This is a genomic window from Bradyrhizobium sp. RP6, assembly GCF_003837805.1.
In the GTDB taxonomy this organism is placed as follows: domain Bacteria; phylum Pseudomonadota; class Alphaproteobacteria; order Rhizobiales; family Xanthobacteraceae; genus Bradyrhizobium.
Map to the genome: position 1 here is coordinate 87114 of NZ_RQIT01000016.1, position 24420 is coordinate 111533.

Annotated in this window: 21 protein-coding genes and 1 pseudogene; 12 read left to right on the forward strand and 10 right to left on the reverse strand. The window is 60.2% G+C overall.

The window, feature by feature from the left end:
* The first annotated feature begins 11 nt into the window (after positions 1-11).
* The 4 genes from EHH60_RS25385 to EHH60_RS37210 all read left to right on the forward strand — a co-directional run bounded on the left by EHH60_RS25385 (position 12) and on the right by EHH60_RS37210 (position 2295).
* Positions 12-920 (forward strand): DUF1259 domain-containing protein, encoded by a 909-nt coding sequence (locus EHH60_RS25385; protein WP_158626769.1) that lies wholly within the window; start codon positions 12-14, stop codon positions 918-920.
* A 28-nt stretch (positions 921-948) separates the two neighbouring features.
* Complete coding sequence (locus EHH60_RS25390; protein ID WP_124162142.1) at positions 949-1545, forward strand: superoxide dismutase; 597 nt, start codon at positions 949-951, stop codon at positions 1543-1545.
* A gap of 166 nt (positions 1546-1711) precedes the next feature.
* Positions 1712-2146, forward strand: coding sequence for a hypothetical protein (locus EHH60_RS25395; RefSeq protein ID WP_124162143.1), 435 nt, complete (start codon positions 1712-1714; stop codon positions 2144-2146).
* Positions 2143-2295, forward strand: coding sequence for a hypothetical protein (locus EHH60_RS37210; RefSeq protein ID WP_158626770.1), 153 nt, complete (start codon positions 2143-2145; stop codon positions 2293-2295). Before EHH60_RS25395 ends, EHH60_RS37210 begins: the two co-directional genes overlap by 4 nt.
* 98 nt (positions 2296-2393) lie before the next feature.
* On the opposite strand, the gene EHH60_RS25400 is transcribed toward EHH60_RS37210, so the two are convergent.
* Complete coding sequence (locus EHH60_RS25400; RefSeq protein WP_245454586.1) at positions 2394-2684, reverse strand: hypothetical protein; 291 nt, start codon at positions 2682-2684, stop codon at positions 2394-2396.
* 190 nt (positions 2685-2874) lie between these two features.
* Here EHH60_RS25400 and EHH60_RS25405 point away from each other — a divergent pair, with 190 nt between their 5' ends.
* Together EHH60_RS25405 and EHH60_RS25410 are read left to right on the forward strand one after the other, a co-directional pair.
* Complete coding sequence (locus EHH60_RS25405; RefSeq protein WP_124162144.1) at positions 2875-3468, forward strand: 3-keto-alpha-glucoside-1,2-lyase-like domain-containing protein; 594 nt, start codon at positions 2875-2877, stop codon at positions 3466-3468.
* 206 nt (positions 3469-3674) lie between these two features.
* The gene (locus EHH60_RS25410) at positions 3675-6083 is read left to right on the forward strand and encodes a 3-keto-alpha-glucoside-1,2-lyase-like domain-containing protein (protein ID WP_124162145.1); all 2409 of its coding nucleotides are present in this window, start codon (positions 3675-3677) and stop codon (positions 6081-6083) included.
* Positions 6084-6224: 141 nt separating this feature from the next.
* Here the strand turns inward: EHH60_RS25410 and EHH60_RS25415 are convergent, their stop codons facing one another.
* Positions 6225-6914, reverse strand: coding sequence for a glutathione S-transferase family protein (locus EHH60_RS25415; protein WP_124162146.1), 690 nt, complete (start codon positions 6912-6914; stop codon positions 6225-6227).
* Positions 6915-6938: 24 nt separating this feature from the next.
* Positions 6939-7040, reverse strand: a complete 102-nt coding sequence (locus EHH60_RS38815) for a DUF1127 domain-containing protein (RefSeq protein ID WP_502697423.1) — start codon at positions 7038-7040, stop codon at positions 6939-6941.
* Positions 7041-7175: 135 nt separating this feature from the next.
* Between EHH60_RS38815 and EHH60_RS25420 the strand changes: the two genes are divergently transcribed.
* The 4 genes from EHH60_RS25420 (at position 7176) to EHH60_RS25440 (ending at position 11922) form a co-directional block, all read left to right on the forward strand.
* On the forward strand, positions 7176-8240 hold the full coding sequence (locus tag EHH60_RS25420; RefSeq protein ID WP_245454587.1) for a transcriptional regulator GcvA: 1065 nt from the start codon (positions 7176-7178) through the stop codon (positions 8238-8240).
* 859 nt (positions 8241-9099) lie between these two features.
* A complete protein-coding gene (locus tag EHH60_RS25430; RefSeq protein ID WP_124162147.1) occupies positions 9100-9846 on the forward strand; it encodes an ABC transporter ATP-binding protein in 747 nt (248 codons plus the stop codon).
* Positions 9833-11209 carry an ABC transporter permease gene (locus tag EHH60_RS25435; protein WP_124162148.1) on the forward strand — a complete coding sequence of 459 codons (1377 nt, stop codon included), beginning with the start codon at positions 9833-9835 and terminating at the stop codon, positions 11207-11209. Before EHH60_RS25430 ends, EHH60_RS25435 begins: the two co-directional genes overlap by 14 nt.
* Complete coding sequence (locus tag EHH60_RS25440; RefSeq protein WP_199751999.1) at positions 11206-11922, forward strand: LamG domain-containing protein; 717 nt, start codon at positions 11206-11208, stop codon at positions 11920-11922. The genes EHH60_RS25435 and EHH60_RS25440 overlap by 4 nt, the downstream gene beginning before the upstream one ends.
* A gap of 149 nt (positions 11923-12071) precedes the next feature.
* Here EHH60_RS25440 and EHH60_RS25445 read toward each other — a convergent pair whose 3' ends face one another.
* From EHH60_RS25445 to EHH60_RS25480, 7 genes and pseudogenes are all read right to left on the reverse strand, one after another.
* A complete protein-coding gene (locus EHH60_RS25445) occupies positions 12072-15320 on the reverse strand; it encodes an efflux RND transporter permease subunit (protein WP_124162149.1) in 3249 nt (1082 codons plus the stop codon).
* Positions 15321-15323: 3 nt separating this feature from the next.
* Positions 15324-16466, reverse strand: coding sequence for an efflux RND transporter periplasmic adaptor subunit (locus EHH60_RS25450; protein ID WP_124162150.1), 1143 nt, complete (start codon positions 16464-16466; stop codon positions 15324-15326).
* 5 nt (positions 16467-16471) lie between these two features.
* Positions 16472-16753 carry a metal-sensing transcriptional repressor gene (locus EHH60_RS25455; RefSeq protein WP_124162151.1) on the reverse strand — a complete coding sequence of 94 codons (282 nt, stop codon included), beginning with the start codon at positions 16751-16753 and terminating at the stop codon, positions 16472-16474.
* 465 nt (positions 16754-17218) lie between these two features.
* A pseudogene (locus EHH60_RS25465) lies at positions 17219-18114 on the reverse strand (3'-5' exonuclease).
* Between the two features lie 267 nt (positions 18115-18381).
* On the reverse strand, positions 18382-18849 hold the full coding sequence (locus tag EHH60_RS25470; protein WP_124162152.1) for a hypothetical protein: 468 nt from the start codon (positions 18847-18849) through the stop codon (positions 18382-18384).
* A 576-nt stretch (positions 18850-19425) separates the two neighbouring features.
* Positions 19426-19764: a DUF2958 domain-containing protein gene (locus tag EHH60_RS25475; RefSeq protein WP_124162153.1), complete on the reverse strand. Its 339-nt coding sequence runs from the start codon at positions 19762-19764 to the stop codon at positions 19426-19428.
* Positions 19765-19775: 11 nt separating this feature from the next.
* Positions 19776-21080 (reverse strand): PGN_0703 family putative restriction endonuclease, encoded by a 1305-nt coding sequence (locus tag EHH60_RS25480; protein ID WP_124162154.1) that lies wholly within the window; start codon positions 21078-21080, stop codon positions 19776-19778.
* A gap of 71 nt (positions 21081-21151) precedes the next feature.
* On the opposite strand from EHH60_RS25480, the gene EHH60_RS25485 reads away from it, so the two are divergent.
* Positions 21152-23230, forward strand: coding sequence for a DNA polymerase III subunit (locus tag EHH60_RS25485; protein WP_124162155.1), 2079 nt, complete (start codon positions 21152-21154; stop codon positions 23228-23230).
* On the forward strand, positions 23230-24417 hold the full coding sequence (locus EHH60_RS25490) for a hypothetical protein (protein ID WP_124162156.1): 1188 nt from the start codon (positions 23230-23232) through the stop codon (positions 24415-24417). The genes EHH60_RS25485 and EHH60_RS25490 overlap by 1 nt, the downstream gene beginning before the upstream one ends.
* The last annotated feature ends 3 nt before the right edge of the window (positions 24418-24420 follow it).

Here is a 24420-nt window from a genome sequence, read left to right on the forward strand (position 1 = left end):
GGAGCAGCACCATGAAAAGGACCATCTTGGCTCTGGTCGGCCTCGCCGTCTGCTTTTTCGCAATCCGCTTCACGCCCTTTTTCCCGGCGTATGCTCAAGATGCCGAATGGCAGAAGGTAGACGAGGCGCTTGGCCGTAAGCCGGCGGTCTCGGACGACGTCCGCCGCTACGGCTTTCCCCGCAGCGATCTCTCCGTGACCTTGGACGGGGTGGCGATTAAGCCGGCGCTCGCCCTAGGCGGATGGGTCGCGTTCAAGCCTGCGCACGGCGGCGCCATGGTCATGGGCGACCTGGTGCTGCTCGAGACCGAGATCAACCCTGTGATGGCGAAGATGATCGCGAGCGGTCTCGAGATCACGGCCGTGCACAATCACCTGCTGCGGGCGAGCCCTGCGACCTTCTACATGCACGTCGCCGGCCATGGGGACCCGGTCAAGCTTGCATCGGCGATCCACGATGCGCTGGCCGAGAGCAAGACGCCGCTGACCGTCGCGGCGCCGGCGAGCCCGCCGCCGGCCGTCGATCTCGACACGGCGAAGCTCGACCAGATCATCGGCGTGAAGGGCCAGCCGAACGGCGGCGTCTATCAGTTCAACGTCAAGCGGCGAGACCCCATCACGCAGGACGGCATGCCGCTGACGCCGGTCGGCCCGATGGGCGTCGCGATCGCCATCAACTTCCAGCCCACGGGAGGCGGGAAGGCCGCCATCACGGGCGACTTCGTCCTGACCGGCGACGAGGTCAACCCGGTCATCCTGGCGCTGCGGACACACGGCATCGAGGTGACCGCGCTTCACAGCCACATGCTCGACGAGCAGCCCAGGCTGTTCTTCATGCACTTCTGGGCGAACGACGACGCAGTGAAGCTCGCCGAAGGTCTGCGCGCGGCACTCGACAAGACTGCAAGTACGAAGAGTTGAGCCAAAGCTTTAACGAAGGAATCGCCTGATGCTCTACGAAACCAAGCCGCTGCCGTTCGACCCAAAATCGATCAGCGGCATCTCTGAAAAGGTCCTCGTCAGTCACTATGAGAACAACTACGGCGGCGCGGTGAAGCGGCTCAACGCGATCAGCGCGCAGCTCGCCGAGCTGGACTTCGCCAAGGCACCGAACTTCGTCATTAACGGCCTGAAGCGCGAAGAGCTGATCGCGGCGAACTCGATGATCCTGCATGAGATCTACTTCGATGGTCTCGGCGGCGCCAGCAGGCCGGGCGGAGCGCTGGCCGAAGCGATCGTGCGAGACTTCGGCAGCATCGATCGATGGCGGTCGGAGTTCGCTGCGATGGGCAAGGCGGAGGGCGGTGGTTCGGGTTGGGTTATCCTGTCGTATTCCCCCCGCGACAAGCGGCTCGTCGACCAGTGGGCTGCCGATCACACGACGACGCTCGCCGGCGGCCGCCCGGTGCTAGTGCTCGACATGTATGAGCACGCCTATCACATGGACTTCGGCGCTGCGGCAGCCCGCTATGTCGACGTCTACATGGAGGCCATCCGCTGGGAAAACGCCTCCGCGCTCTACGATCGATACGCGAAGGAAGTCTGAAGGAGATGAGAAGGATGAGAAACCTTGCCGTCGCGGTGTTCGCGCTCGTCGGCCTATTTGCAGGCGCTCAGGGAGCTCAGGCGCAAAGCTGCAAGGTCTGCGCCGACCAGCGAGCCGCCTGCATGAAGAACTACGCCGGGCCCGCATGCAAGACAGAGTACCAGATGTGTCGGAAGGCGTGCAAAAAGTGAGGCTGGCGGAATCGAAGAGTCAACTTGCGAGGCGTCTCATCGCGGCCCTCGCTACCGGCATCGGGGGACTGGTCACCCTCGATGCCGGCTTTGTCGCGGCCGAGAGCGTTCGGACGTTGACCGGGGCACAGATTCGAGCGGCCTTCACGGGAAAGCAACTGACCGACGAGGTCCACTATCGATTTGTTTATGACGGCGACGGGACGCTGCGAACTTACTCGATGGGTGTGAAGCAGGTCGGAAAATGGCGCATCCAGAAGGATGAAATTTGTCTCTATATCACGGACATGGGCGACGACTGCTACCGCGTGACACAAAGCGGTAAACGGTTCGAGCTGAAGCCGGGGCCCGGCGGTCCGATCGACGGCATATTGGAGCCCGCATATCGCGGGGATCGGGAAAAGCCATGACGACGATGACAACGACGAATGCCGAGGGCGGAAACATGGGCGAGCTGGTGCGCTATGTCCTGCGGGGCTTTCTCGGCTTCGGCGGTCCGGTAGCGCTGGTCGGCCGATTTAGCCGGCTTGGGTGCTCATCGGGCTCAAGTGAGGAGTGACCATGCGCGTGGCGCTCGGGAAAGGTCTGACCGTGGAGCGACGTGCGGCGATCGCTTCTTACGCTGCACGCCCAACGTCTCGAGTCTTGCCAGGTCGCCTATCGCCGATCCTTGTCGTCCGGGCGAGCGCGCCAGTCGCGGCCGACGGTCTGATGCTCATCGTTCGGCGCGGTCTGACCGGCGTGATCAGCCTCGCCGCCCTGAGCCTTCCAGTCGCGTCCGATCGTGACGTCCTCCGCGCGGCTGCGATCCTGCTCGCGGGACTGTTCCGCCTGCTGCGGAGACTGAGGTTGCTGGACAGGGGTGGACTGCGCCTGTGCCGCGCCTCCGCCGAATACGAAGGCCAGTACGATAGAAGACAAAAGAGCAGCCTGTGCAGAGTTTCTCATGATGGTCTCCCTTCCTCGCTGGAGGTGTGCACCAACTCGCACAAATGGGCTTTGTTCGTAGAGCCCGCGCGCAAAAAGCAGGATAGCGGCGATGGGACGTTCGATAAGCCCGGTCGTCCCCACGCTGGACGCTTTGCGCGGGCGGGGCTTGCCTCGGCTCTCTTGCTGGTTTTGTCGATGGGAGGTAACCGTGGCCAACACCCTGAACTTTGACAGCACTCCTGCCGGAAAGCCGCCCGAAGGATGGACTTTGACGAAGACCGGCCAAGGGCAACCGAAATGGACCGTCGAGGCCGACGCGACCGCGCCGAGCAAGCCGAACGTGCTCAAGCAATCCGGACGGGCGACCTTTCCCGTGGCCATCAAGAGCGATACCAGCATCCGTAACGGCTTCGTCGAGGTCAAATTCAAGGCCATCGCCGGCTCAGAGGATCGCGCAGCGGGGATCATCTGGCGCGCGAAAGATGCCGACAACTACTACGTCGTCCGGGCCAACGCGCTGGAGGACAACGTGGTGCTCTACAAGACCATCAAAGGCGTCCGAACCTCGCTCGACATCGTCGGATGCAAGGGCGGCTATGGCGTCAGTACGCCGGTGGCGTCCGGGCAATGGCATGCGCTGCGTTGTGATTTCGTGGGAAGCCGGTTCAAGGTGACCTATGACGGAAAGCCGGTCTTCGAGGTGGAGGACACTACGATCGCTGACGCTGGGATGATTGGCTTGTGGACCAAGGCGGACAGCGTGACCCTGTTCGATGATCTGGCCTATGGCGAGGTCAAATAGTCTTCTGCATTACCTGCAGTTCCGAGAGGCCGTCCCGGCCTCCGTCAAGCCGAACTAATTCGCGCTTTGCGTGTGAACCGGCTCATATAATCGGCCGCCAGCTCCTCATATTGTTGTTCTTGGCCGCGCTTGCGGGCCAGGTCTTTGCGGCCATCCCGGCATACGCCTCATGGCTGCTTCAACAACGCCTCGAAAGGAGCTCTCCGATGCTGACCTTTCTGCGAAATGATCCCTCCACTCCAGTCGATATCCAGGACACCGAATTCACGCGTGATCTGCTCGGCAGGTACGTGTGCAGCACATACGACGAAGCTGTGAACAACGGCGGGCGTCCATTCGATGTCGTCGTCATCGGCGCCGGGATGTTCGGCGCGTACGCTGCCAGCAAAATCTATCGCGCCGGCGCCGACCAGAACCTACGGGTGCTGCTCCTGGACGCGGGCGGCTATCTCGCGCCCACGCATGTGCAGAACATGCCGCATCTCGGCCTGAATGCGCCGGATAGCGCGCTGGTCACGGCAAATAACCAGGACCCGGGGGCACGAAACGGAGTTTGGGGCATTCCTTGGCACAGCAACGAGCCGTTCACCGGACTGGCTTACTGCCCGGGTGGCCGCTCGCTCTTCTGGGGAGGTTGGTCGCCGCGGCTGATGCCGGCTGACCTCGATGCGTGGCCGAAAGGCGCACGCGATTTCCTGAACGCGAACTACCCGGATGTCGAGCGCGAGATCGGCGTACAGGACAAGGCGGATTACCTGTCCGGCCCTCTCAACACGGCGGTCAATGCCCAATTGGGAGCCGTTGCTGCAGGTACGAACGTGATTCTGCCTGACGTGAGCTTGGATCTGGTCGAAGAAGCTCCGATCGCGGTGCAGGCGAATTCTCCGGGCCCCGGGCTGTTTTCGTTCGACAAGTTCAGCAGCGGACCCATGCTGCTCGAAAGCATCCGGGACGACATCGCCAAGCGCTGGACCCTGAACGACAATTCGCGGCGCCGCTTCTTCCTCGTTCCCAGGTGTCACGTCATACGCCTGCAGACCAGCGGAGGCAGGGTCAGCGGAATCGACCTGACCTATAATGGTCAGTTCCGGTCGCTGACCGCTCCGAACAATCTCAGTCCCGATTGTCAGGTGGTCCTGGCGGCGGGCACCATCGAATCGACGCGGTTGGCGCTCGAGTCGTTTCCGGTCATCCGCGGCCCGTTCAGCATGGGTGCCAATTTCATGGCCCATCTGCGCACCAATCTCACGGTGCGCGTCAAGCGCAGCGCCCTCGGGCTCAGCGTCGCCACGACGCTCGAACAGGGCGGCGCGATCGTCCGTGGCGAGATTACCAATCCCGACGGAAGCAAGCGCCGCTATCATTTTCAGGTGCTCGCATCGGCGGAGAAGGGACAGAACCCCGAAGCGACGATGTGGACGATGGTGCCCGACATTGACCTCCTGCGGAACCTGCTTTCCAACGAGGACCCGGATTGGGTGGCAATCGTCTTCCGGGGACTCGGAGAAATGGATGGGGACAAGCGCAGCGGCCCAGGCAGCACGACCAGCTTCGTGAATCTCACCAATGGAGCCGATCCGACTCAGAACGATGGTCTGAGCGCGCGGGCTTGGGTCAATTTCACGCCCACGCCGAACGACTACGCCGCCTGGAGAAAGCTCGCTGCAGCGGCTGTCGAATTGGCTGGTCGCCTCGGCAAGAGCGCCGGCGACGTCCAATATTTGTACAACGGCGGCTGGCAAGGCGTTCCGCCACCCGATCCGTTTGCCGCCACGAAGGACCAGTTGGGCAATACCCATCATGAAGCGGGCACGCTGTGGATGGGTGATGATCCGGCCATGTCGATTACGGACTCCACCGGACGGTTCCATCACATCTCGAACGCCTATGTTGCCGGTCCTGCCTTGTTCCCGACGGTCGGGTCGGCGAATCCTTCCTTGACGGGCCTGACGCTCGCGCGTGAGACCAGCGCTGCCGTCGTTGCCGCACTGACGCCGGCCCCGTCGGTGCAGTTCAAATCGCTCTACTCCGGGAGTTTGGCCGATTGGCAGATGTCGGGCGTCGGCAGCTTCCTCCAGGTGTTCGACATTCTCGAGTCCGTCGGCGGGTCCGGGCTGCTGTGGTATACGCGCGAAAGCTTCTCCGACTTCGTGCTCGAGCTCGAATGGCAGAACGCGAGCCGCACCGACAACTCCGGTGTTTTCATCCGCGTGCCGAACTTGAACAGCTCGAATCCGAACGATTGGATGGCGGCGATCGACCAGAGCTACGAAATCCAGATCGATCCTCGGGGGTACAATTCCGAGGCGCAGAAGGAGAACGATCCCTTACGGAGCACCGGCGCGATCTACAACATCAGCGCCCCGACCCGCACAAATGTTGCCAAGGGCCCATGGCAGTGGAACACGTTGATGATCGAAGCCATCGGCAACCGCATCAAGGTGACCCTAAATGATGTGCTTGTGAACGACTACACGGACCCCAAGCCGCGGTCACTCCGCGGCCATATCGCTCTGCAGAACCATCATGATGGTTCGAAGGTCCAATTCCGCAATATTCGCATCAAGGAAGTGGTGCCGGGCGTTGCCGAACTGCCTCTCCCGAGGGTCGCGTAACGTTCACCTCCACTCGGTGTGGGTCGTGCTAAGGAGGGCCGGACCAGCGCCGCAGTACTCGGAGCTTTCTAGCCGGCCTTCATAGTCGGCGAAGGCTCTGGTTGACGAACTATGGTTGGCACCACGCGCCGGCCGAAATAATCAGTATTTCGGCCGGTGCGAGGTGGCCCATTCGCGAGCGTGTTCGATCGGCAAGCGTTGCACGGACGCGCGCACCTTTTGCGTCGCCGGCAAATTGTCCATGCGCTCCCGCCAGCGGCAGAACCCGGGAAATTTCGGGTACATCGAATGCCCTTCGGCCGTGAGGCTGAAGGCAAACGTGCTCGGCAACAGGTAGAAATCCGCAATCGAGAGTTCGTCGCCGAGCAGGAAGTCCTTGCCGTGCGCAAGCTGGCGCTCGGCGACCGAAAGTCCCGTCTCGACCTGGGGCAGCGCATGCGCCACGACCTTTTCGTCGGAGGCAATGCCGAGCTCCGGGAAAACCAGACGCTCGTGCGTCACGTGGTAGATCATGTAAGGATAGTAGTAGGAATTGACCGCGCTGATCCACTGGTTCATGCGCGCCCGCGCCTTGATGTCTTTTGGCGTCAACGACGAGCCGCCGAAGGCTTCGTCGACATACGCGGCGATCGCGCTGGTCTCGTAAATCGTGAAATCGTCATGCCTGAGGACCGGCACGCGGTTGAACGGGTGCAGCGCCAGATGATCGGGCTTGCCCATCACCGGCTCCAGGTCATGGAATTTATAGGGCACATCCTTGTGAGTCAGGATCAGGCGGATGATATTGACGAATGTGCTGCGCGGAAAGCCGTAGACAATCGGATCGGACATCCTGGTTCTTCCCTATGATCGTTCTCAGCGCCAGAAGGGCTTTGCGGCCTCGCGCAACGCCTCGTCGCGCGTAAGGCCGACATCGCGAAGCAGATGCGGGTCATCGGCGATTTCGCGCAACGCCATGCGCTGAAACGGCCGGTCAAGCAAGCTCCGCCATTCGGGTCGCGGGACGCCCGGTGGCCTACCTGAACTGGATTGATGAAGTGGGGAGGCCGGGTCAGCGGCGTGCACCGGCGGGATCGACCACGTATCGGTTAAATGGACGGACATGAGGACTCCAAATCGCTTGAAATGCTGCACTGGAGCTGTTCAATAATCCGGCGGGATGCTTCCCCGCAAAGCATCGTTTCTGGTGCCTGCCCTAGTTTTTCTCATGAAGTCGGTGCGATGCGTCCACACCTGCCACCGCTCAATGCCCTGAAGGCCTTCGAAGCCGCCGCGCGCCACGAGAGCTTTACGCGTGCGGCTGAAGAGCTTTGTGTCACCCAACGCGCGGTGAGTCATCAGGTGAAGGCGCTAGAATCTGAGCTCGCAGTCAAGCTGTTCAATCGCGAACGTCAGCGCCTGATCATCACCGAAGCGGGGCGGGACTATCTTGCCGTCATCCGCGATGCGCTTGACCGTATTGCAGTTGGAACGGAGCGGCTGTTGCAGCGGCAGAGCGCTGGCGTTCTCACCGTCAGTACCTCACCGGATTTTGCCGCGAAATGGCTGGTGCATCGGCTCGGGCATTTCGCGGAGGCGCATTCCGGCATCGATCTGCGTGTTTCGGCCACGATGCATCACGTCGATTTTGCCCGCGAAGAAGTTGACCTAGCGGTGCGACACGGCGATGGCAATTGGCCAGGCCTCGAGGCCATAAGGCTTTCCTCGGAGCGACTATTTGCCGTGTGTAGTCCGAAGCTGCTGTCGGGTCGCCACCGGATCAGAGCGGTCGGTGATATCTTGAAATTTCCTCTGATTCATCTCGATAACCGGTCCGACTGGGCGAATTGGCTGCGTGGTGTAGGTATCGATGACGCCGATGTGACACACGGACCAGTGCTCAATCGTGCGAGCATGGTTATCGATGCCGCGATCAATGGGCAGGGCATCGCGCTTGCGCGCACGACGCTGGCGGCGTGGGATTTGATCAACGGTCGGCTGGCACTCGCCTTTTCGGAGTCAACGCCGCTCTCAAAAACCTACTGGATCGTATGCCCGAAGGCCTCGGCAGCGCAGCCAAAGATCGTGACCTTTCGTGACTGGCTGCTCGATGAGGCCTCGGGCGACCTGCGTCAGCTCAAATCAGTCGTCGGGACCTCGAAGACGAAGCCGTGGTAATTAAAGATCGCACCACTTGTGTTGACGCTCGTTGCGATCTTTAGGTCGACGAACTCAGATGGTTTGGCGGCTGCTGCAACAGACCGGAACGGAGCCCTCCAATGCTTTGTTTAGACGTTAAGAGTCCAACAAAGGAGAAGGGCCATGACTACGAACAAGCTTATGATCTTGGGAGCGGTGCTCGCCTTCAGCACCACCTCAGTCTCATGCGGGTCCCTGCGATACTGCGAGCCGCGATGCAGGATCAGGAACCGTGCCGGGCTACACGGGGCAAACCACGGGTTCCACAGCACCTGATTCCGGGGAGCATCCTCCGACATCCTCCATGAGCAAGGCCTCGGAGCATACCGCGACGTCATCAGAAGACGCGCAGCGCCAGATGCAGAACCAGCCTACCGCTGCAGAGCAGTCAACGGCGACCAAGCCTGCACCTTCCACGCAGCAACCGGATCGGACAGCAGGCACCGTCGAGCAGACCCGCCCCGCGCCTACTGAGCAATCGAAGAAGGCAACGGCCGGTACAGCCGAGCCCGCACCGTCACAGAAAAAGGCGACTGACTGCTAGAAGCGGGCGGGATTCAAAGGGGCAGCCTATCTGACCGAGCATTTTGACGTCTCGATCAGCTCGTCGGTCGCGTCTCTGCTTCAGACTGAACGCGAATGGCCTGTTGCCCCATAGCGCTGTGTGCCGCGGGCGTGATCAAACTGAAGTGACCGGTCGGCGACGTTTCAGGGGCCTTTTGGGGTTCCTAATTGACAAGCAGTTCGGCTTTGGCAGAGTGGCCGGCTTGGGGATGGCGATCTCCCCATGAGGCGACATGCCCAAGCATCGCGTCCGGATTTCCGAGAAGGACGCAGCATGTTATTCGTCAACGACGGTTTTTCGCCAAATCGTTCAGCGTCTTTGCTCAGCGTAAGAGACCTGACCAAGCGCTATGGCAGCGACGGCGCCGCAATCAACGGCGTGACGTTCTCTGCTATCGCTGGCGAAATCCTCGGTATCATTGGTCCAAATGGCGCCGGCAAGACGACGCTACTGGAGGCCGTCGCTGGGCTGCTACCGATAAACTCAGGCGACGTCTTTTGGTGCGGAGTGCCGCTGCCCGCAGGCCGTCGGCGCGAGGTCCTGTTCTACCTGCCCGATGGCATTCGCCCATATCAAGACCAATCGGCGCTGCAGGTCGTGTCGTTTATCGGCAACGTCTTCCGACGATCTGACGCAGACATCAAATCGGCCATTGAAGCGCTCGGGTTGCAGCCAGTGCTTCGAAAGCGTGTATACGCTCTGTCAAAGGGCTATGCCCGTCGCCTGATGCTGACCATTGGTCTGCTCGCGCCGCATGACCTGTTGCTGATGGACGAGCCGTTTGACGGATTTGACTTGCGACAAACGCGCGACGTCATGAGCGTATTGCGTCGCCAGACGGCACGCGGGCGCACGTTGATACTCTCCATCCATCAGTTGGTGGAGGCCGAACGGGTCTGTGACCGCTTCATCCTGCTCTCGGCAGGGCAGGTACGCGGGTCCGGAGGACTTGCGGAGCTACGTGGGCAGACGGGACTGCCGAACGCCTCACTGGAGGACATCTTCCTTGCACTCACGTGAGGCATCCACGCGGCACACCGCGCCGATCGTTCCGCTGCTCGCAAAAGAGCTCCGCGAGGTCACGGCCGGGCGGGCGCTTTGGACCATGTTGCTGCTGGTTTGTCCGCTCGTCGGGTACAGCTTCGTCCAAGCGGTGTCGCTGTACAGCGAGTCAAGTGCCGCGGCCCTGCAGTCGCCAGTTCTGGCGAGGAGCCTGTCACCATTTGACGGAATCTTGGTTCCGACATTTGGGTCGTTCTATGTGGCGGTGACGCTGTTGTTTCCTTTCGTGGCAATCCGGGTACTGAGCCAGGAAAAAGAAAGTGGCGCATTGCGCTTGTTGGTTCAGTTGCCTTACCGACCGTCGACGCTGATCGCCGCAAAGTTCTGTGCCGTGCTTGCAGCTTGGCTGATGGTGAGCATCCCTGCGCTTTCCTCGCTTGCCGTATGGGCTGTATTGGGCGGCCATCTGGCTGCACCGGAGACGTTGAACCTTTTGTTCGGTCATTTGCTCTACGGTCTTCTCGTCGGCTGCATTGGGCTGTTCGCCGCAGTTATCTCCGACAATCCGGCGACGGCTGCCATTACGGCGCTTGCAGTCACAATCGGGTCATGGGTACTGGATTTCACACTCGCGGGCCGCTCGGGCCTGTCGGCTTGGCTTGCGCAATTGTCACTGACCCAGACGCTGCGTCCCTTCGAGCAGGGACTTCTCTCATCCGGCCTGGTGCTCGGCATAGCTGCCGTCATTGGTGGGCTCACGGCGCTGACAGTCGTTTGGCTTCCGCCTGGTACTCCCGTCCGAGAAAAAATGATCCGCTCTGGGGTATGGGTGCTGGTGATCGCGACTGGGTTCGGTGCCGCGACGCAGATTAGGGGGGCCGTGGATCTTAGCGAGGATCGCCGCAACTCCTTTTCGTCTGCTGATGAACGCCTGCTGGCGACGCTTCGGCGTCCACTAGTCATTAGGGTCGACCTCGCTGCTGAAGACCCCCGCTATGTCGATCTTAGACGGAACGTTCTCGCGAAGCTCGAACGTGTCATGCCTGACGTCACCGTCGTTCTCCAGAGCGAGCGGTCGAAGGTTGCCGATCCATCAGACGCCTACGGCCAAATTGAATATGTCTACGATGATCGAACCGACGTAAGCCGATCCACAAGTCCGAGGGAAATACTGCCGCTGCTCTATGCGCTTGCGGGCACGCAGCCGCCGGCGCCTAGCGTTGGCGAAGACTACCCGGGTTATCCTTTCGTCGTTAGCGCGGACGTGGCGCTGCTGTGGTTCTTCGGCGGACTGCCGCTCCTGATCGCGCTCGCATGGCGACAGATTCGCCGGGTCCCACCAGACAAAGGATATCTCGTTCGTCAAGGAGTTAAGCCATGAGTACCAGCAAGAAGATCGGAATAATGATCCTTTCGGCCATCGGATTTGCGGCGCCCGGCTTGGCCGCAGAACCAATCAAGATTGACCTATCGAGTGAAGCCATCGGGGCGGAGCCAAAGACACTGGTGCCAGTGGTGGGCGTCTGGAGAGTCGAGAAGGAGGGCGGCAAGAAGGTGATCACAGTCGATGGTCGCCAGTGGAAGGAAGGACAATCGTCGGCGGGGATCGCGGACAAGGCACGTGCGCTCTACGGGGAACGATACGCAGAGTTCCTCGATCGCGTGCAAGCATATGCCTACTATCCGTACGCGGTTGTGCCGAAGATCGACAATTTCACCGATGGCGAGATTTCGGTGCGCTTCGAAGGCTTGTCCGGTCGCATCGATCAGGGCGCCGGCATCCTATTCAACCTCAAGCCAAACGGGAACTACCTGACAATCCGCGCGAACTGTCTCGAAAACAATATAGTGCTGTGGAAGTTCGAGAACGGCAAGCGCTCCTCCGTTAAATGGGTACGCAATACGCCGACTGCGACGCGGCAGTGGCATGACCTCAAGGTTCGCGTGAACGGCACGAAGGTGGAAGGCTATCTCGATGGCAAGCTCTATTTGGAGCACACGCTGACCCAGCCGGTCTCCGGCCGGATCGGTCTGTGGTCGAAGGCCGACAGCCACATGTATTTCGCGGACTACACCGTAGCCGCCAGCAACTGAACAAGGCACTGGCAGGTCGGGAATGCGCCGGGTGAGCGGGAGGACTGGAGGAGGCTGCGAGCTATGGAAGTGCGCGATAGCAAGTGGGATGACTGGCTTACTTGGACCGCCAAAACCTTTGGTGTCGCTGCACGGAAAGCATGCTGCGCCTACTCCGCCGCGCGATCGTGGACAAAGGGCGAAACGGCATCGTCGCGACGGAGCCGGTCGGCCGGGACCGCAAACCTGGCGTAGAGAGCTGGCAGCACGACGAGCGTCAGAAGCGTCGCGGTGAGCAGCCCACCGATGACGACGGTGGCTAGCGGTTTCTGGACCTCCGCGCCGGTCCCGGTCGCCAGCGCCATGGGGACGAAGCCGAGCGAGGCCACCAAGGCGGTCATTGCGACGGGGCGGAAGCGTGTCAACGCGCCCTCGGCGATGGCGTGGAAGGGATCGTCGCCCTCGTCGATTGACGAGCGGATCTGGGTCAGCATGACCAGGCCGTTCAGGACTGCGACTCCGGACAGTGCGATGAAACCGACCGCGGCGGAGATCGAGAACGGCATGCCACGGAGCCAGAGCGCCGCGATCCCGCCCGTCAGCGCCAGCGGCACGGCACTGAAGACGAGCGCGGCATCGCGGACCGAGCCGAGCGCGCCGAACAGCAGCATGAATATCAGCGCGAACACCCCCGGCACGACGAACACGAGACGCTGGCGCGCGACCGCGAAGTTCTCGAACTGACCGCCCCAAGCAAGATAGCTGCCGGACGGAAGATTCACCTGCTCGGAGACCTTTGCCTGAGCCTCCGCGACAAGCGAGCCGATGTCGCGGCCCCGGACTTCGGCGGTGGCCACCACACGCCGCTTGCCGTTCTCGCGGCTGATCTGGTTGTAGCCGGTCGTCTGCTCGAACGAGGCGATGGTCCGCAGCGGGATGGTCGCGGCGGGCGTGTTCGGATTTCCGTGGGGCAGGGGGACCGGTAGTTCCTCTAGCGCGGGGATATCGTCCCGCAGTGCGTCCGGAAGCCGGACCACGATCTTAAACCGTCGATCGCCTTCGAACACCAGACCGGCATCGGTGCCCCCAATTGCGGTGGCAATGAGGTCCTGCACGGCGGCGAGGCTGAGGCCGCGCCGCGCGATCTCGACTTTGTCGATTTTGATCTCAAGGAAAGGCAGGCCTGAGGTTTCCTCCGTCTTCACGCTCTCGGCCCCATCGATCCTCCGGATGACGTCGGCGATCTGGCCGGCCGTTTTCTGCATCTGTCCGAAATCGTCGCCGAACACCTTCACCGCCAGATCCTCGCGGACGCCCGCGATGAGTTCGTTGAAGCGCATCTCGATAGGCTGCGAGAAGCCGACCTTGTTGCCGGGGAGCTTAGCGGTCACGGCCTCGATCTTCTTGATCAGGTCCTCCTTGGTTGCCGAAGAATCGGGCCATTCCTCCTGAGGCTTAACGATGATGTACGTGTCCGACGAAGACGGTGGCATCGGGTCGGCAGCCAGGTCCGGAGTGCCTGTGCGGGAGAACACGAACGAGACCTCGTCGAGCGTGCTGATCTGCTTTTCGATGAGAAGCTGCATCCGCTGCGACTGCGCGAGCGCCGTCGATGGCACCCGCTTCACCTCCATTACGATGTTCTTCTCGTCGAGGGTCGGCGTGAACTCCTGCCCCAAACGATTAAACAGCAGGGCGGCGCCCAAAAAGAGCAGGGCGGCGGCCGCGATGAAGGGAAGAGGCCGGGCAATGGAAGTCCGGAGGATGGGCGCGTACCACCGCTTGAGCGTCCGGACGAGCACGTTCTCGTCTTCGGGGACCCGGCCGCGAATCGCAACGGCGACCGCCGCGGGAACGAAAGTCAGGGAAAGGACGAATGCCACGGCGAGCGCGATCATCACCGTGAGCGCCATCGGCTCGAACGTCTTGCCCTCGACGCCGGTAAAGGCCAGGAGCGGCGTATAGACGAGGATGATAATGACTTGGCCGAACACGGACGGTCGGATCATCTCGGCGGTCGACGCGGTCACCGTGTCCAAACGTTCCTGCTGCGACAGCGCACGCCCGAGTTCGCGCTGGCGCTTGGCCAGGTGACGCAAGCTGTTCTCCGCGATGATGACGGCGCCATCGACGATCAGGCCGAAGTCGAGGGCGCCGAGGCTCATGAGGTTGGCGCTGATCTTTCCCTGCAGCATCCCGCTCGCCGAGACCAGCATCGTGATTGGGATGACGAGGGCGGTGACTAACGCTGCCCTGAAGTTTCCGAGCAGGACGAACAGCACCACGATCACCAGCAGCGCGCCTTCCGCGAGGTTCTTGGCGACCGTGTGGATAGTGGCGTCGACGAGCTGGGTGCGATTGAGGACCGTGTGTGCATAGATGCCGGGCGGTAGGGTCCTGCTGATGTCCTTGATCTTGGCATCGGCGGCGGCCGCCACCGTCCGGCTGTTGCCGCCGATCAGCATCAGCGCGGTGCCGAGCACCACCTCGCGCCCGTTGACGCTGGCGCTGCCGGTCCGGAGCTCCTTGCCGATGACGACCTCCGCGACGTCCTTGACGCGGACCGGCACGGCGCCACGGGTCGCGACGACGATATTCTCGATGTCGGCCAGATTTTCGACGCGGCCCGCGGCGCGAACCACGTAACCCTCGCCGTTCTGCTCGATGTAGTTGGCGCCGCGGCTAGCGTTGTTGGCCTCGATCGCTTCGATCACCTGCTTGAAGGATACGCCGTAGCCGACGAGCTTCGCCGGATCCGGCTGCACCTGGAACTGCTTGACGAAGCCGCCGATCGCGTCTGCGCCAGCGACGCCCGGAACGGTCTTCATCTGGGGGCGAACGATCCAGTCCTGCACGGTCCGGAGGTACACGGTGCGCTGGAAATCGTCGGCCAGGCGCTCGCCTTCGGGCGTGAGGTAGCTTCCGTCGCTCTGCCAGCCTGGCTGACCGTTGCGCACGGGTGCGGAGGCGCCCGGCTTTTCGTATTCGACTGCCCACCAGTAGATCTCTCCGAGACCGGTCGAGACCGGCCCCATTCGGACGTCGACGCCCGGTGGCAGGCTCGTCCTGGCGTCGCTCAGGCGTTCGGAGACCAGTTGCCGGGCGAAGTAGATGTTGGTCCGGTCGGCGAAAACGACGGTGATCTGAGCGAAGCCGTTACGCGAGAACGAACGCGTCGACTCCAGGCCCGGGATACCAGCGAGGGCGGTCTCGAGCGTTACAGTGACCTGCTTCTCGATCTCAGTCGGGGTCAGGGCCGGCGCGACCGCGTTGACCTGCACCTGGACGTTCGTGACGTCAGGTACGGCGTCGATAGGCAGGCTTCGCAGGGACCAGAAACCGGTCGCGGCGGCGGCGAGCGTCACCAGCAGCACAAGCCACCGGCGTCGAACGGAGAAGGCGACGATATGATCGATCATCGGTCAATCCTCGTCGCCGGGCTTGGCGACCTCGGCCTTGAGGGAAAACGTGTTCGAGGCCGCGATCGTTTCGCCGGCGGCAAGCCCTGCGAGGATCTCGACGGTCAGGCCATCGCGTCGGCCCAGCTTCACGTCGCGAGCCTCGAACCCATCCTTCGTCCGGACGAACACGGCTTTGCGGCCATCGACGGTTTGGATCGCCGCGAAAGGTACTGTGACTGGCGCATCACGCTTTTCGACGGCGATGGAGGCCGTCACGAACGAGCCGGGGCGCCAGCGGCCGTCCGGGTTGTCCAGCGAAGCGACGACGCGAGCGGAACGCGTTTCCTTGTCCAGGAGAGGGCCGACGAACACGATCTTGCCTATACCGGCTTCCGCGGGGCCGCGCAGCGCGACGTCCACGGATTGCCCCTCTTTGACGAAGGATAGGTCGGCAGAAGATACCGAAAGCTCGACCCAGACGCGGCTCAGATCAACGATGACGAAGAGCTCGGTTTCCAAGTTGTCGCGGCCGACGGCGGTCCCGAGTTCGACCTTCCGCTCGGCGATGCGTCCGGAGATGGGAGCTCGTACGTTCTGGCTCCGCAGCGTGCCGTCGGGAGCCTGGGGCAAGCCCGCTATCTCCTCGTTCGTGACGCCGAGCGCCATGAGCTTCTGGCGCGCGATGCCGAAGCGCATCTCGGTCTGGGCCGCCGCGTTCCGTGACTTGATGTACTGCTGCTCCGGAACGGCGCGGCCCTCCCAAAGCGACTTGTCCCGAGCGGTGAGGTCCTGTTGCAGTTCATTGTTGAGCTTCGCGGCGAGATACTCGCTTTTGGCGTCAGCGACCTCGCGGCTTTCGAGCACGGCGAGGATATCGTCCTTGGCGACGTCATCACCGATGTTCTTTCGAAGCTCGGCGACCGAGCCGGCGAGCTTCACTGAGACATGCGCAACCCGGCCGGAGTCTGGCACGATCGTACCGGGCACCGACACCCGCCGCGCGATCGGGGCCGCACCAGCCTGCGTCAAATCAATGCCGGCGAGCTTGATCTGGGCGTCGTCCATAGCGATGACCGCCGGCTTCTGCGCCGCAGCGTGCCCGCCGGCGAGGGCGGTGGCCGCAGCGAAGAAGGCACTCAGGACTACCATGCGCACCGGCGTCATAGCTCCTAAAGATACCGCGAGATCGCCTTGAATTCGGCGAGCACGTTCCGAGTCGATTTGCCGGACCCGCCGTTGGCAGCTCCGTCCAGGCAATTGTCGACGTGGTCATGGATAAGGGCCTTCTTCGCCTCGGAGATCGCCTTCTCCACGGCGTGAAGTTGCTGCGCCAGATCGAGGCAAGGACGGCCCTCGGCGAGCATCGCGATGACCTTCTGCAGATGGCCGTCGGCGCGCTTCAGGCGCTTGACGATATCCGGGTGGCTTTCGTGGAGGTGCTGCTTGCTCATGTTCAATATCCTATCCCCCTGGAGGGGATACGTCACTCGACCGGTTCCGGCAACCGGCCTGCCTGGCGGCGGATAGACGCGGGGGGCTGCTCAGATCCATCAGCTCGTGCCACCCCGGACCATCCTGTGTAGAGGCCGACGAGCACGATTAGAGCCGCGGAAACAGTGCGCGAACCGGCCGAACCCGCTCCAGTTGCGCTCGATGTGACGGAAGCTGAGAGCGGCGGCGACTCCGGCCGAAACCATGGTGATCGCGAGACGGAGGCCGAAGCACAGCACCAGCACGAAGCCGAGGCTGAACTGCTCAAAGTGGGTGCAGAGCAGAAGCACTGTGATCGCCGCTGGGCAGGGAGTCGGGCCCCCGGTCCAACTACTGATGATCCGAACTGCCGGGATAGTCGGCCTTGCCAATCGCGGCGCTTGAACGAGAAACTTCTCGATCGCCAAAGCGCCGCGACGAGAGTGCTAAACCCGACTTGAGAACCGTGTGAACGCTGTCAGCCTCCGCACGCTGGGCTCGACGTCCTGCATGTAGATCTGGGTCCGCAGGAACGCGATCGCGTCGTCCAGGGCGGTCTCGTCTACGTCGATGAACCAGGACTTGGGTCTCCGTCGCTTCCGTCGTTCCAGCGATAGCCCCTGCGTTTCAGCGTATCCTTGAGCTCGAAAGCGGTCTGCTCCGCCCAGACCCGCATCGTCGGCTTACGGGCGGTCTCCAGCAAGAGCGCCAGCGCCGACGAGCCCATCGTGGGCAATTCGAAAGCGAGAACCTCCAGCAAAGCGTGGCAATCGTCGACGGCGCGGTGTGCCTGGTGGAAGAAGCCGGCACCGTTCAGCAGATAGCCGAGTTGAGCCCCCGCGAAGCCGTCCTTGCGCCAGTCGATCTCGCTCATGCTGCAGCCCCAGGCCTTGTGCACGAACAGTGGCCAGTAGCGCTCGACGAATTTTCTGTCGAAGCCGCTGTTATGGGCAATGACGATGACGGCACCATCGACGAACGCCGTTATGGTCGCCTCGTCGAATTTCTGACCCGCCACCATCTCGTTGGTGATGCCGGTGAGTGCCGTCACTTCCTCGGAGATCGGGGCGCTCGGCTCGTTGAAGGCGGAGAAGGTGTCGCGGACCCCGATGATCCGCCCGTCCGGCGTGTAGTCGAACTTGACCATCCCAAGCTCGATGATCTCGTCTTTGGCGTGGTCGAGGCCAGTCGTCTCGGTATCCGGCAGGATCCCGGTCCTGCAATCCTGCCCGATCGCCGGCTGGCAAGTGGCCCGGGGCACTATGCGCCGCAGCACCCGGTAGTCGGCCGATCGGCTCAAGGCCTCGGCCATGGCCGAGAGACCAGGCGTATCGTGAAGCATAGGTTCTCGAGGATTCGGCTGTATTGGGGACGGTTTGGCACAACACAAGTCCATGAGGTATCGCAAAATCAGGATTCACTGCGTTTTCGACCGGTATCAATCCAATCGGGACCGGGTGCCGCCTATCGATGAATGGACCCGCGTCTTCTGCTCTATGCCATCTGGAACCTAGGCCGGCCGTTCGTCATGAATCCGAGTCGCCCCGCAACGCTTACAGTCGCTGATTAAGCTCCTAGCTATGGAATATAGCCGGTCCGCCTGGCGAATTCAGAGAGATGACTGTGTGATCTCTAACCATACCTCATCTTTTTTGGAGCTACTCCATGTCAACTGGAAGAACAGTATGGCTTTGCCCGCGTTGGTGCGGACGAAGGCGCTGCAGTTCCTGGCGTCGGCTTGTGGCTCTCCGGATGTTGCCGGTGCTCGGACGGCGAAATCTGCGACTTCATCGACCTGGAGCAGCCTAATGCCTCGCTGCCCGGCGATCGACTCGTTGACCACCTTCGTGAGAAGGTCCCGAGCGAAGGTGCTATCGCATTGTGGCATGCGGCCGGGTTTGAGTTCGCTGTCGTCACGGAGTAACGTAGAGCTTATGAAGAGTGCCCCTGTTAGGGCAACGACAATGCAGCCTCGGACGAAGCCAGTCCTCAGAGCGCCGGGAATATCGAGTGTATATCTCGCTAGCCTTTTCGAAATGGCTCCCTTGACGCGCAGAAAGAAAGCGATGAAATCCATGTGTGCCCCCACTCTTTGTGCAACTATTCAGGTCGACGGTGCGCAACTTGCGGGAGAGATGGCGGCTTCGGAACATCAGGCCTTGAGGGATGGCAGCGCTTGATCTCTTTGCTCCTCGAGAAGAGTACTCGAGTTCGGCGGGCACTTGCGGGCAGGACGAGAGTGAGGGCCTGACCGGCGCGACGTGAGCTTTTCGAGGCGGAAGCCAAGGCCGTTTATGGCGATGACGGATGGCACGGCGCTGGACATGAAGATGCGACGCCAGAAGCGGGCTAGAAGTTACGGTACCAGAAGCGCGAAGGTGTATCGACTTGCTTGAGGGGGATGCCTTTGTTGCGAGGCAACCACCACTCCGCGCCTGAGGCGGCCTCGGGTCGGTTTGGGTTACTTCGGAGACCGCTTGGTAAGTAGGACGGTCCCGCGCGGTGCCGTTGACGGTCGTACATGACAAAGCCAAGGTGAATTGATCTTCCGAGAATGGTAATCTGGAAATTCAGTCAATATGGCGCTGTTTACAGAGATAGAAAGCGCCTGGGCAACTAGGCAGCCCTCATAGGCAACGCTCTGGGAGCACGACTATGTAATGACTCTACCTTGACACCGTGCGTCTTCGGCGTACGCCGACAACGGTTTTTCAGGGATGAAATACGCGTCGCGCTCGACGGCTAGGCCATTCGGGCCGCGGAACTTGGAGAGTTCGGCAAGGGAAACGTAGCCGAGTTCCGGGCATCCAAGACCGAGGTCGCATAGCCCGAAGAGAAGATCGGGGTCGTCTGGATCGACTTCAGTGATAAGCCACGTCGCCTGTGCGTCTGGTGTAAATAGTTTTGCCACCGGCATATGGTCGCCGCCGTTGATTGCGTTGATCAGCAGTTGGACATGGTCTGCGACCGTGAGGAGATCGATGTTGGACATCAGGCCGCTCCTCACTTGGTTGCGTTTGGTGAAGGACCAGTGGTCTTTGAAGCGGGGCGGCGGGCTGATACGTTGGTGACTTGATTCGCGATGCCAGTATTCAGTCTCGCCGTATCCGGAAATTCATTCAGCGCGAGGCGGTAGACCCGCTCGAAATCGCAGTATCGAGCCCAGAGTTTGCCAGCAATTTCAGAAGCGCCGGTTTTGGCTAGCTCCCTGATTACAGTTTCCAGCTCGAACGACTGAAAGCCGACGCGATTGTTTTGCCTCTGATCGGATTCGATTAGTTCATTGCGATAGACGCGGCACGCGGCATTTACGCGGCGATTGAGACGAGGAGCTATGGTGATGAATAGTGCTCTGGGCGTAATGCCGTGGTCGACTGCAAGTTGGGACAGCATTCCCTCTCGCCATAGCTGTTCGAGGGCAAGGGAGCGCAGCAATTGGCTGTCCGGATCCTTGAAAAGACCAACCTGTCTCGATGCTTCATCGTAGCGAGGTCGAAATCGCGCTGCAGGGCCGGTCATGTCCTCTGAGTATTTTACCTCGACGAAGATTGTGGCTTCTTCACCGTCGGGGGTTATGACGGCCATAGCAAGATCAAAGGCGGTACCGTCAGCAAGGAAGCGGTCTTGGTGGCGGCCCGGCGAGTGCTCGAAGCGGATGCTTTCGACGGTATTGACAAAATCAGGGAGAAGCGCGCGGAACACGGCTGTTGCGAGACGAAGATCGATGACCATTGGGCCAAATAGATTGAAGACCAAAGGCATTGAGCTCAGCGCATTTCTGAAGAGGCGATCCTCATCGATCATCGCTCCTTCCTCACGCATGATCAGTTCGTGGCGGACCAGTCCATGAATGGCCGGCGACAGGAAGTTTTTACCGGCTTCGGCGGCCTCAGCACTGAGGCATGAGCCGATATCCATGGTGACGGCGTCTTCGCCGGTGCCCTGGATATGAATGCCGGTCGGAATTCCGTGATCAGTTAGCCAGAGGTACTGCAGCAAACGGGCAGCGCGGCGGAAGCGCGTATCGATCTCGAAATGAACGTTATGGCGGCGAACGATGTGTTCGGGAATGAGCGGAACGCGTGGGAGAAGCGCGGAGCTAGTGAAGGCAGTGGGCTTCGCTTGCATGAGAATCTCACGATGATGATGGCACGCGGGATTCAGATTGCAGGCACCGATGTTTACCGCACGGTGTGCTCTTCCGCGCTCCAGCAACAGCGGGCCGAAGTCGCAAAGGTCCGCTCGATAACGCAACGAGAAGTGAATTGCCGCGTTCCATGTTGCCAGGCACAGCCGGCGTTGCAGCAAATGTTGCGCGTTAGGTTGACAAACTTGCGAGTTAACGCGAGGAGAATTCAAGTAGACACTGAGGAAATCAAGTGGAAAGTCTGGCAATACGGCATCGCCCCAAAGGCTTCGAAAGAGTTGCGGGACAAGGGCATGCGGTAGAGTTCCTCTCTCAGCTTATTATCGAGGGGCAGATCTGTCGCAATATCTTGCTCTATGGCGCGATCGGGTCGGGCAAAACCACGCTCGCTCGCATTTATGCAAAAGCGCTGACTTGTGAACAGCAGCCCTTCCCCGGCGGCTCTCCCTGTCTTGATTGCAAATCATGCAGAGACATAGGAGCCGGAGAGGCGACCAATTTTCATGAGCTCGATGCCCCATCATACGAGAATTTTGTCCAGCTAAAGAGCAAGATCGATAGCTTAGCGCTTGGCGCAAGCAAGGGCTGGCGACGTGTTATCTTCATCGATGAAGCGCAGAGCCTAGCAAGATATCCCCAAAGCTTCGACTACCTGTTGAAAAAGGTGGAGGAGCCAAATGAAGGTATATCTTATTGCTTTGCGACCACCGCTTTCGAAAAAATATCACCGGCGCTAAGGTCTCGCCTACATTGTCTTGAAATTCGTCCGCTAATACTTCCCGATTGTATCAAGTACTTAGAGCGGATAGCCGAAGCAGAGAACATCAAGACTTCACCCGATGCGTTGGCGCTCATTGCCGCACTGGGCGATGGGCAGCCTCGCAATATGCTTCACGTCCTCGAAGTGGTATCTCGGAACGCCGACGTCACGGTGGATCGTGTACGTCAGATCTATAACTTCGGTTACACCGAAATCCTTACGCGATACTTCATTGCGCTGGGGCAGGGAGACTTTCGGCGACAGACAGAAATCTTCTTCCAATGGAATGAAGATGCTCGTGAGAAGGTAAGGTTGATCCAGGTCCTAATGCTTAGCCTATATTATAAGGAACTTTGCGGGCTAAGTCTCACCATTGATCCTGTGATAGCCTCTATGGCCCCATCTGATCGGGCTCAGATCATAACGGCTTTTCGAGAGCGGTTGAAAGAGGCGAACCTTAAGTCGTTTTGGGAAGGGCTCATTCAAGCGTGGCCCGTGATTACATCCGATCTGAGTGAAGAGTCACTGTTCATCTTGATAACTGACTTCCAGCGGCGTGTCAGCGCTGCATCTGAAATTGTAGAACACGTGCCTCCTGAAGGGCCTTTCTTCTCGCCAACAGAAGCTGCTTGGAGACCGCCAGTCGACAAAATGACGACGCGGCAGCAACGGAGAGGCGGCCGTTCCGAGGTTGGCAAAGATCCGCGGTACCTGACCTACGATCAGGTTAAGGACTTGTTCAACGCGGCATCGTTCTTGACGCAAGAGTATGGCTGCCAGTTCAACATTCGAGTGACAGTTCGGTCGCGACTGTTCGGGTGCGATACCAAGTCAGAAGTATCGAAGCTGCTGAGCGGTTTTGCACATGCTTTTACCGATCGATTGAACAAATGGATTGGTCATAGCCATTGGCTTTGCGTTCAAGAATTCGAGGATGGGGCAGTTTGCAGTCGCATCATCGCGGTTGGACCGCAGCCCGACTCACGAGAGTTCAAGATGATGCAAAAGTGGTTTTCCAATTGGAGGAAAAATGAGAGGACGGCAGGGCAAGAGGAGCAGGCAATCACAGCCGACCTGACCTCAACTCAGAAATCAGCTCGGAAAATGAAATCTCATTGGGATTCCGTGCGTTGGCTCTGCGCGGGCATGAATCCCGCGGAGCCAATTTACAAGCGCCTAGTATTACCCAAATCTCGTCAAGCTGGAGACCTCGGTTCAAAACGGCGGCGACACAGCGCATCAGAGTCCCTCACTCCGAGCGGCATGGCTGACGCGATGCAGCACGAAATGGAGCCATTGTCCGCATTCGACGATGAGGCTTGGGATCATCTTTACAACGGATGGGAACTGCAAGAATTTCACGACCGCCAGAAGGAAAAAGGCCAGCGGCAAGCCGACATACACGCGATTTCGCGGAAGTATCCGCGGGGCGACCAAGAGCAAGATGAAAAGCGAAAACGCGAGTACGGCGAACTGCTGAAGAGTTGGCCCGACCGCTATAGGCGACCGAGATCCTGGTATGCATGGCATCCGCCGGATGAGGTCGACTAATGCCGCTGACCGATATTCAGTTCTTGGCAAATCCACCGCGTGATTTTTTCGATCATGCAATCTATTTATATCGGAAAGATTCCTGGATACTAAAGCATAAGGTCAAAAGATATGTCTTGGCCGTTGCGCAGGATCGCAAATGGGTAGTGGCGCCTATGGAAGAGGGGTTGCAGGCCGCCATCAATGGAAGCTCACTCTTCGAGATCATCGGCGCTGAACAAATCGTCTTCTGCGACATCGGAGAGGACAGCGCGAGACAGATGCAGAGCGATGATATTGAGGGAAGCCTCTGCGCGATTGCTGAAGGACGTGCAGAGAAACGCATTTTCCTGATGGCCCCCACGGATCATCCGGTTGTCGCCATGGACAGTTGGTCGCGCGCAATCTCGGCGTCACATGTTGTATTCATCGAAGAGCCGATAGTGACCAAGGCGAATTTTACGGGGCTGATGAAGTCGCTTGCGTCCCTCAGTGATTGGAACGAGCTGCCTCGACTGGCGCGTACAAGAGTGTTTCGTGACCACTTTTCGCGCTTCATCCCGGAGAGCGGCTGCACACTGAGTGGGATCTCAATGGAAATCGATCGCTTCGTTTTGCGTCGAAGGGCAAAGGCTCCCTCCCAGGGGGCGAATCTCAGCTTTGCGTCTAAGCGTCAGACGATCGATATAACGCTCAGAAGTTTCTTGGATCAGCGAAACGAAGCTGCGCTAAGCGAAGTTCTAATCCATGTCGATAGCTTGCTCTTTTCCGACATGTTGGACACATCCGACGTGACAGCAAGGCTATATAGGACAGCGGCGTCTATCGTTGGCGGCCGAGACAGGAGATATAAAAACCGAGCTATGGCGAATTTGGGCTACTATGTCTGGGGCATGCTCATGCTGTCTTGCGATTGGCCTAGCGCAAGGGATGATCGTAGGGGTGGTTTTCTCGTAGCCTTTGAACGGATCTGTCGCGAATTCATGAACATTGTCGACCCCCAGGTCTGGCTACGGCAAACGCATCGTTGGCAAAGAATTGCAATTGAATCAGATCGAGCGGCGGACGCGGAACCGGGAAAAATGGAGAGCGCACGGCTTGATCTCGTCAATGCTTTGCGAGAGTGCTCGGCTCTTCTTGGTGCTTCGCACGGGTGGTGGGCCGCTCTTAATGGGAATGACGCAAACGAACGGATTCCGTTGAAGTAGGGC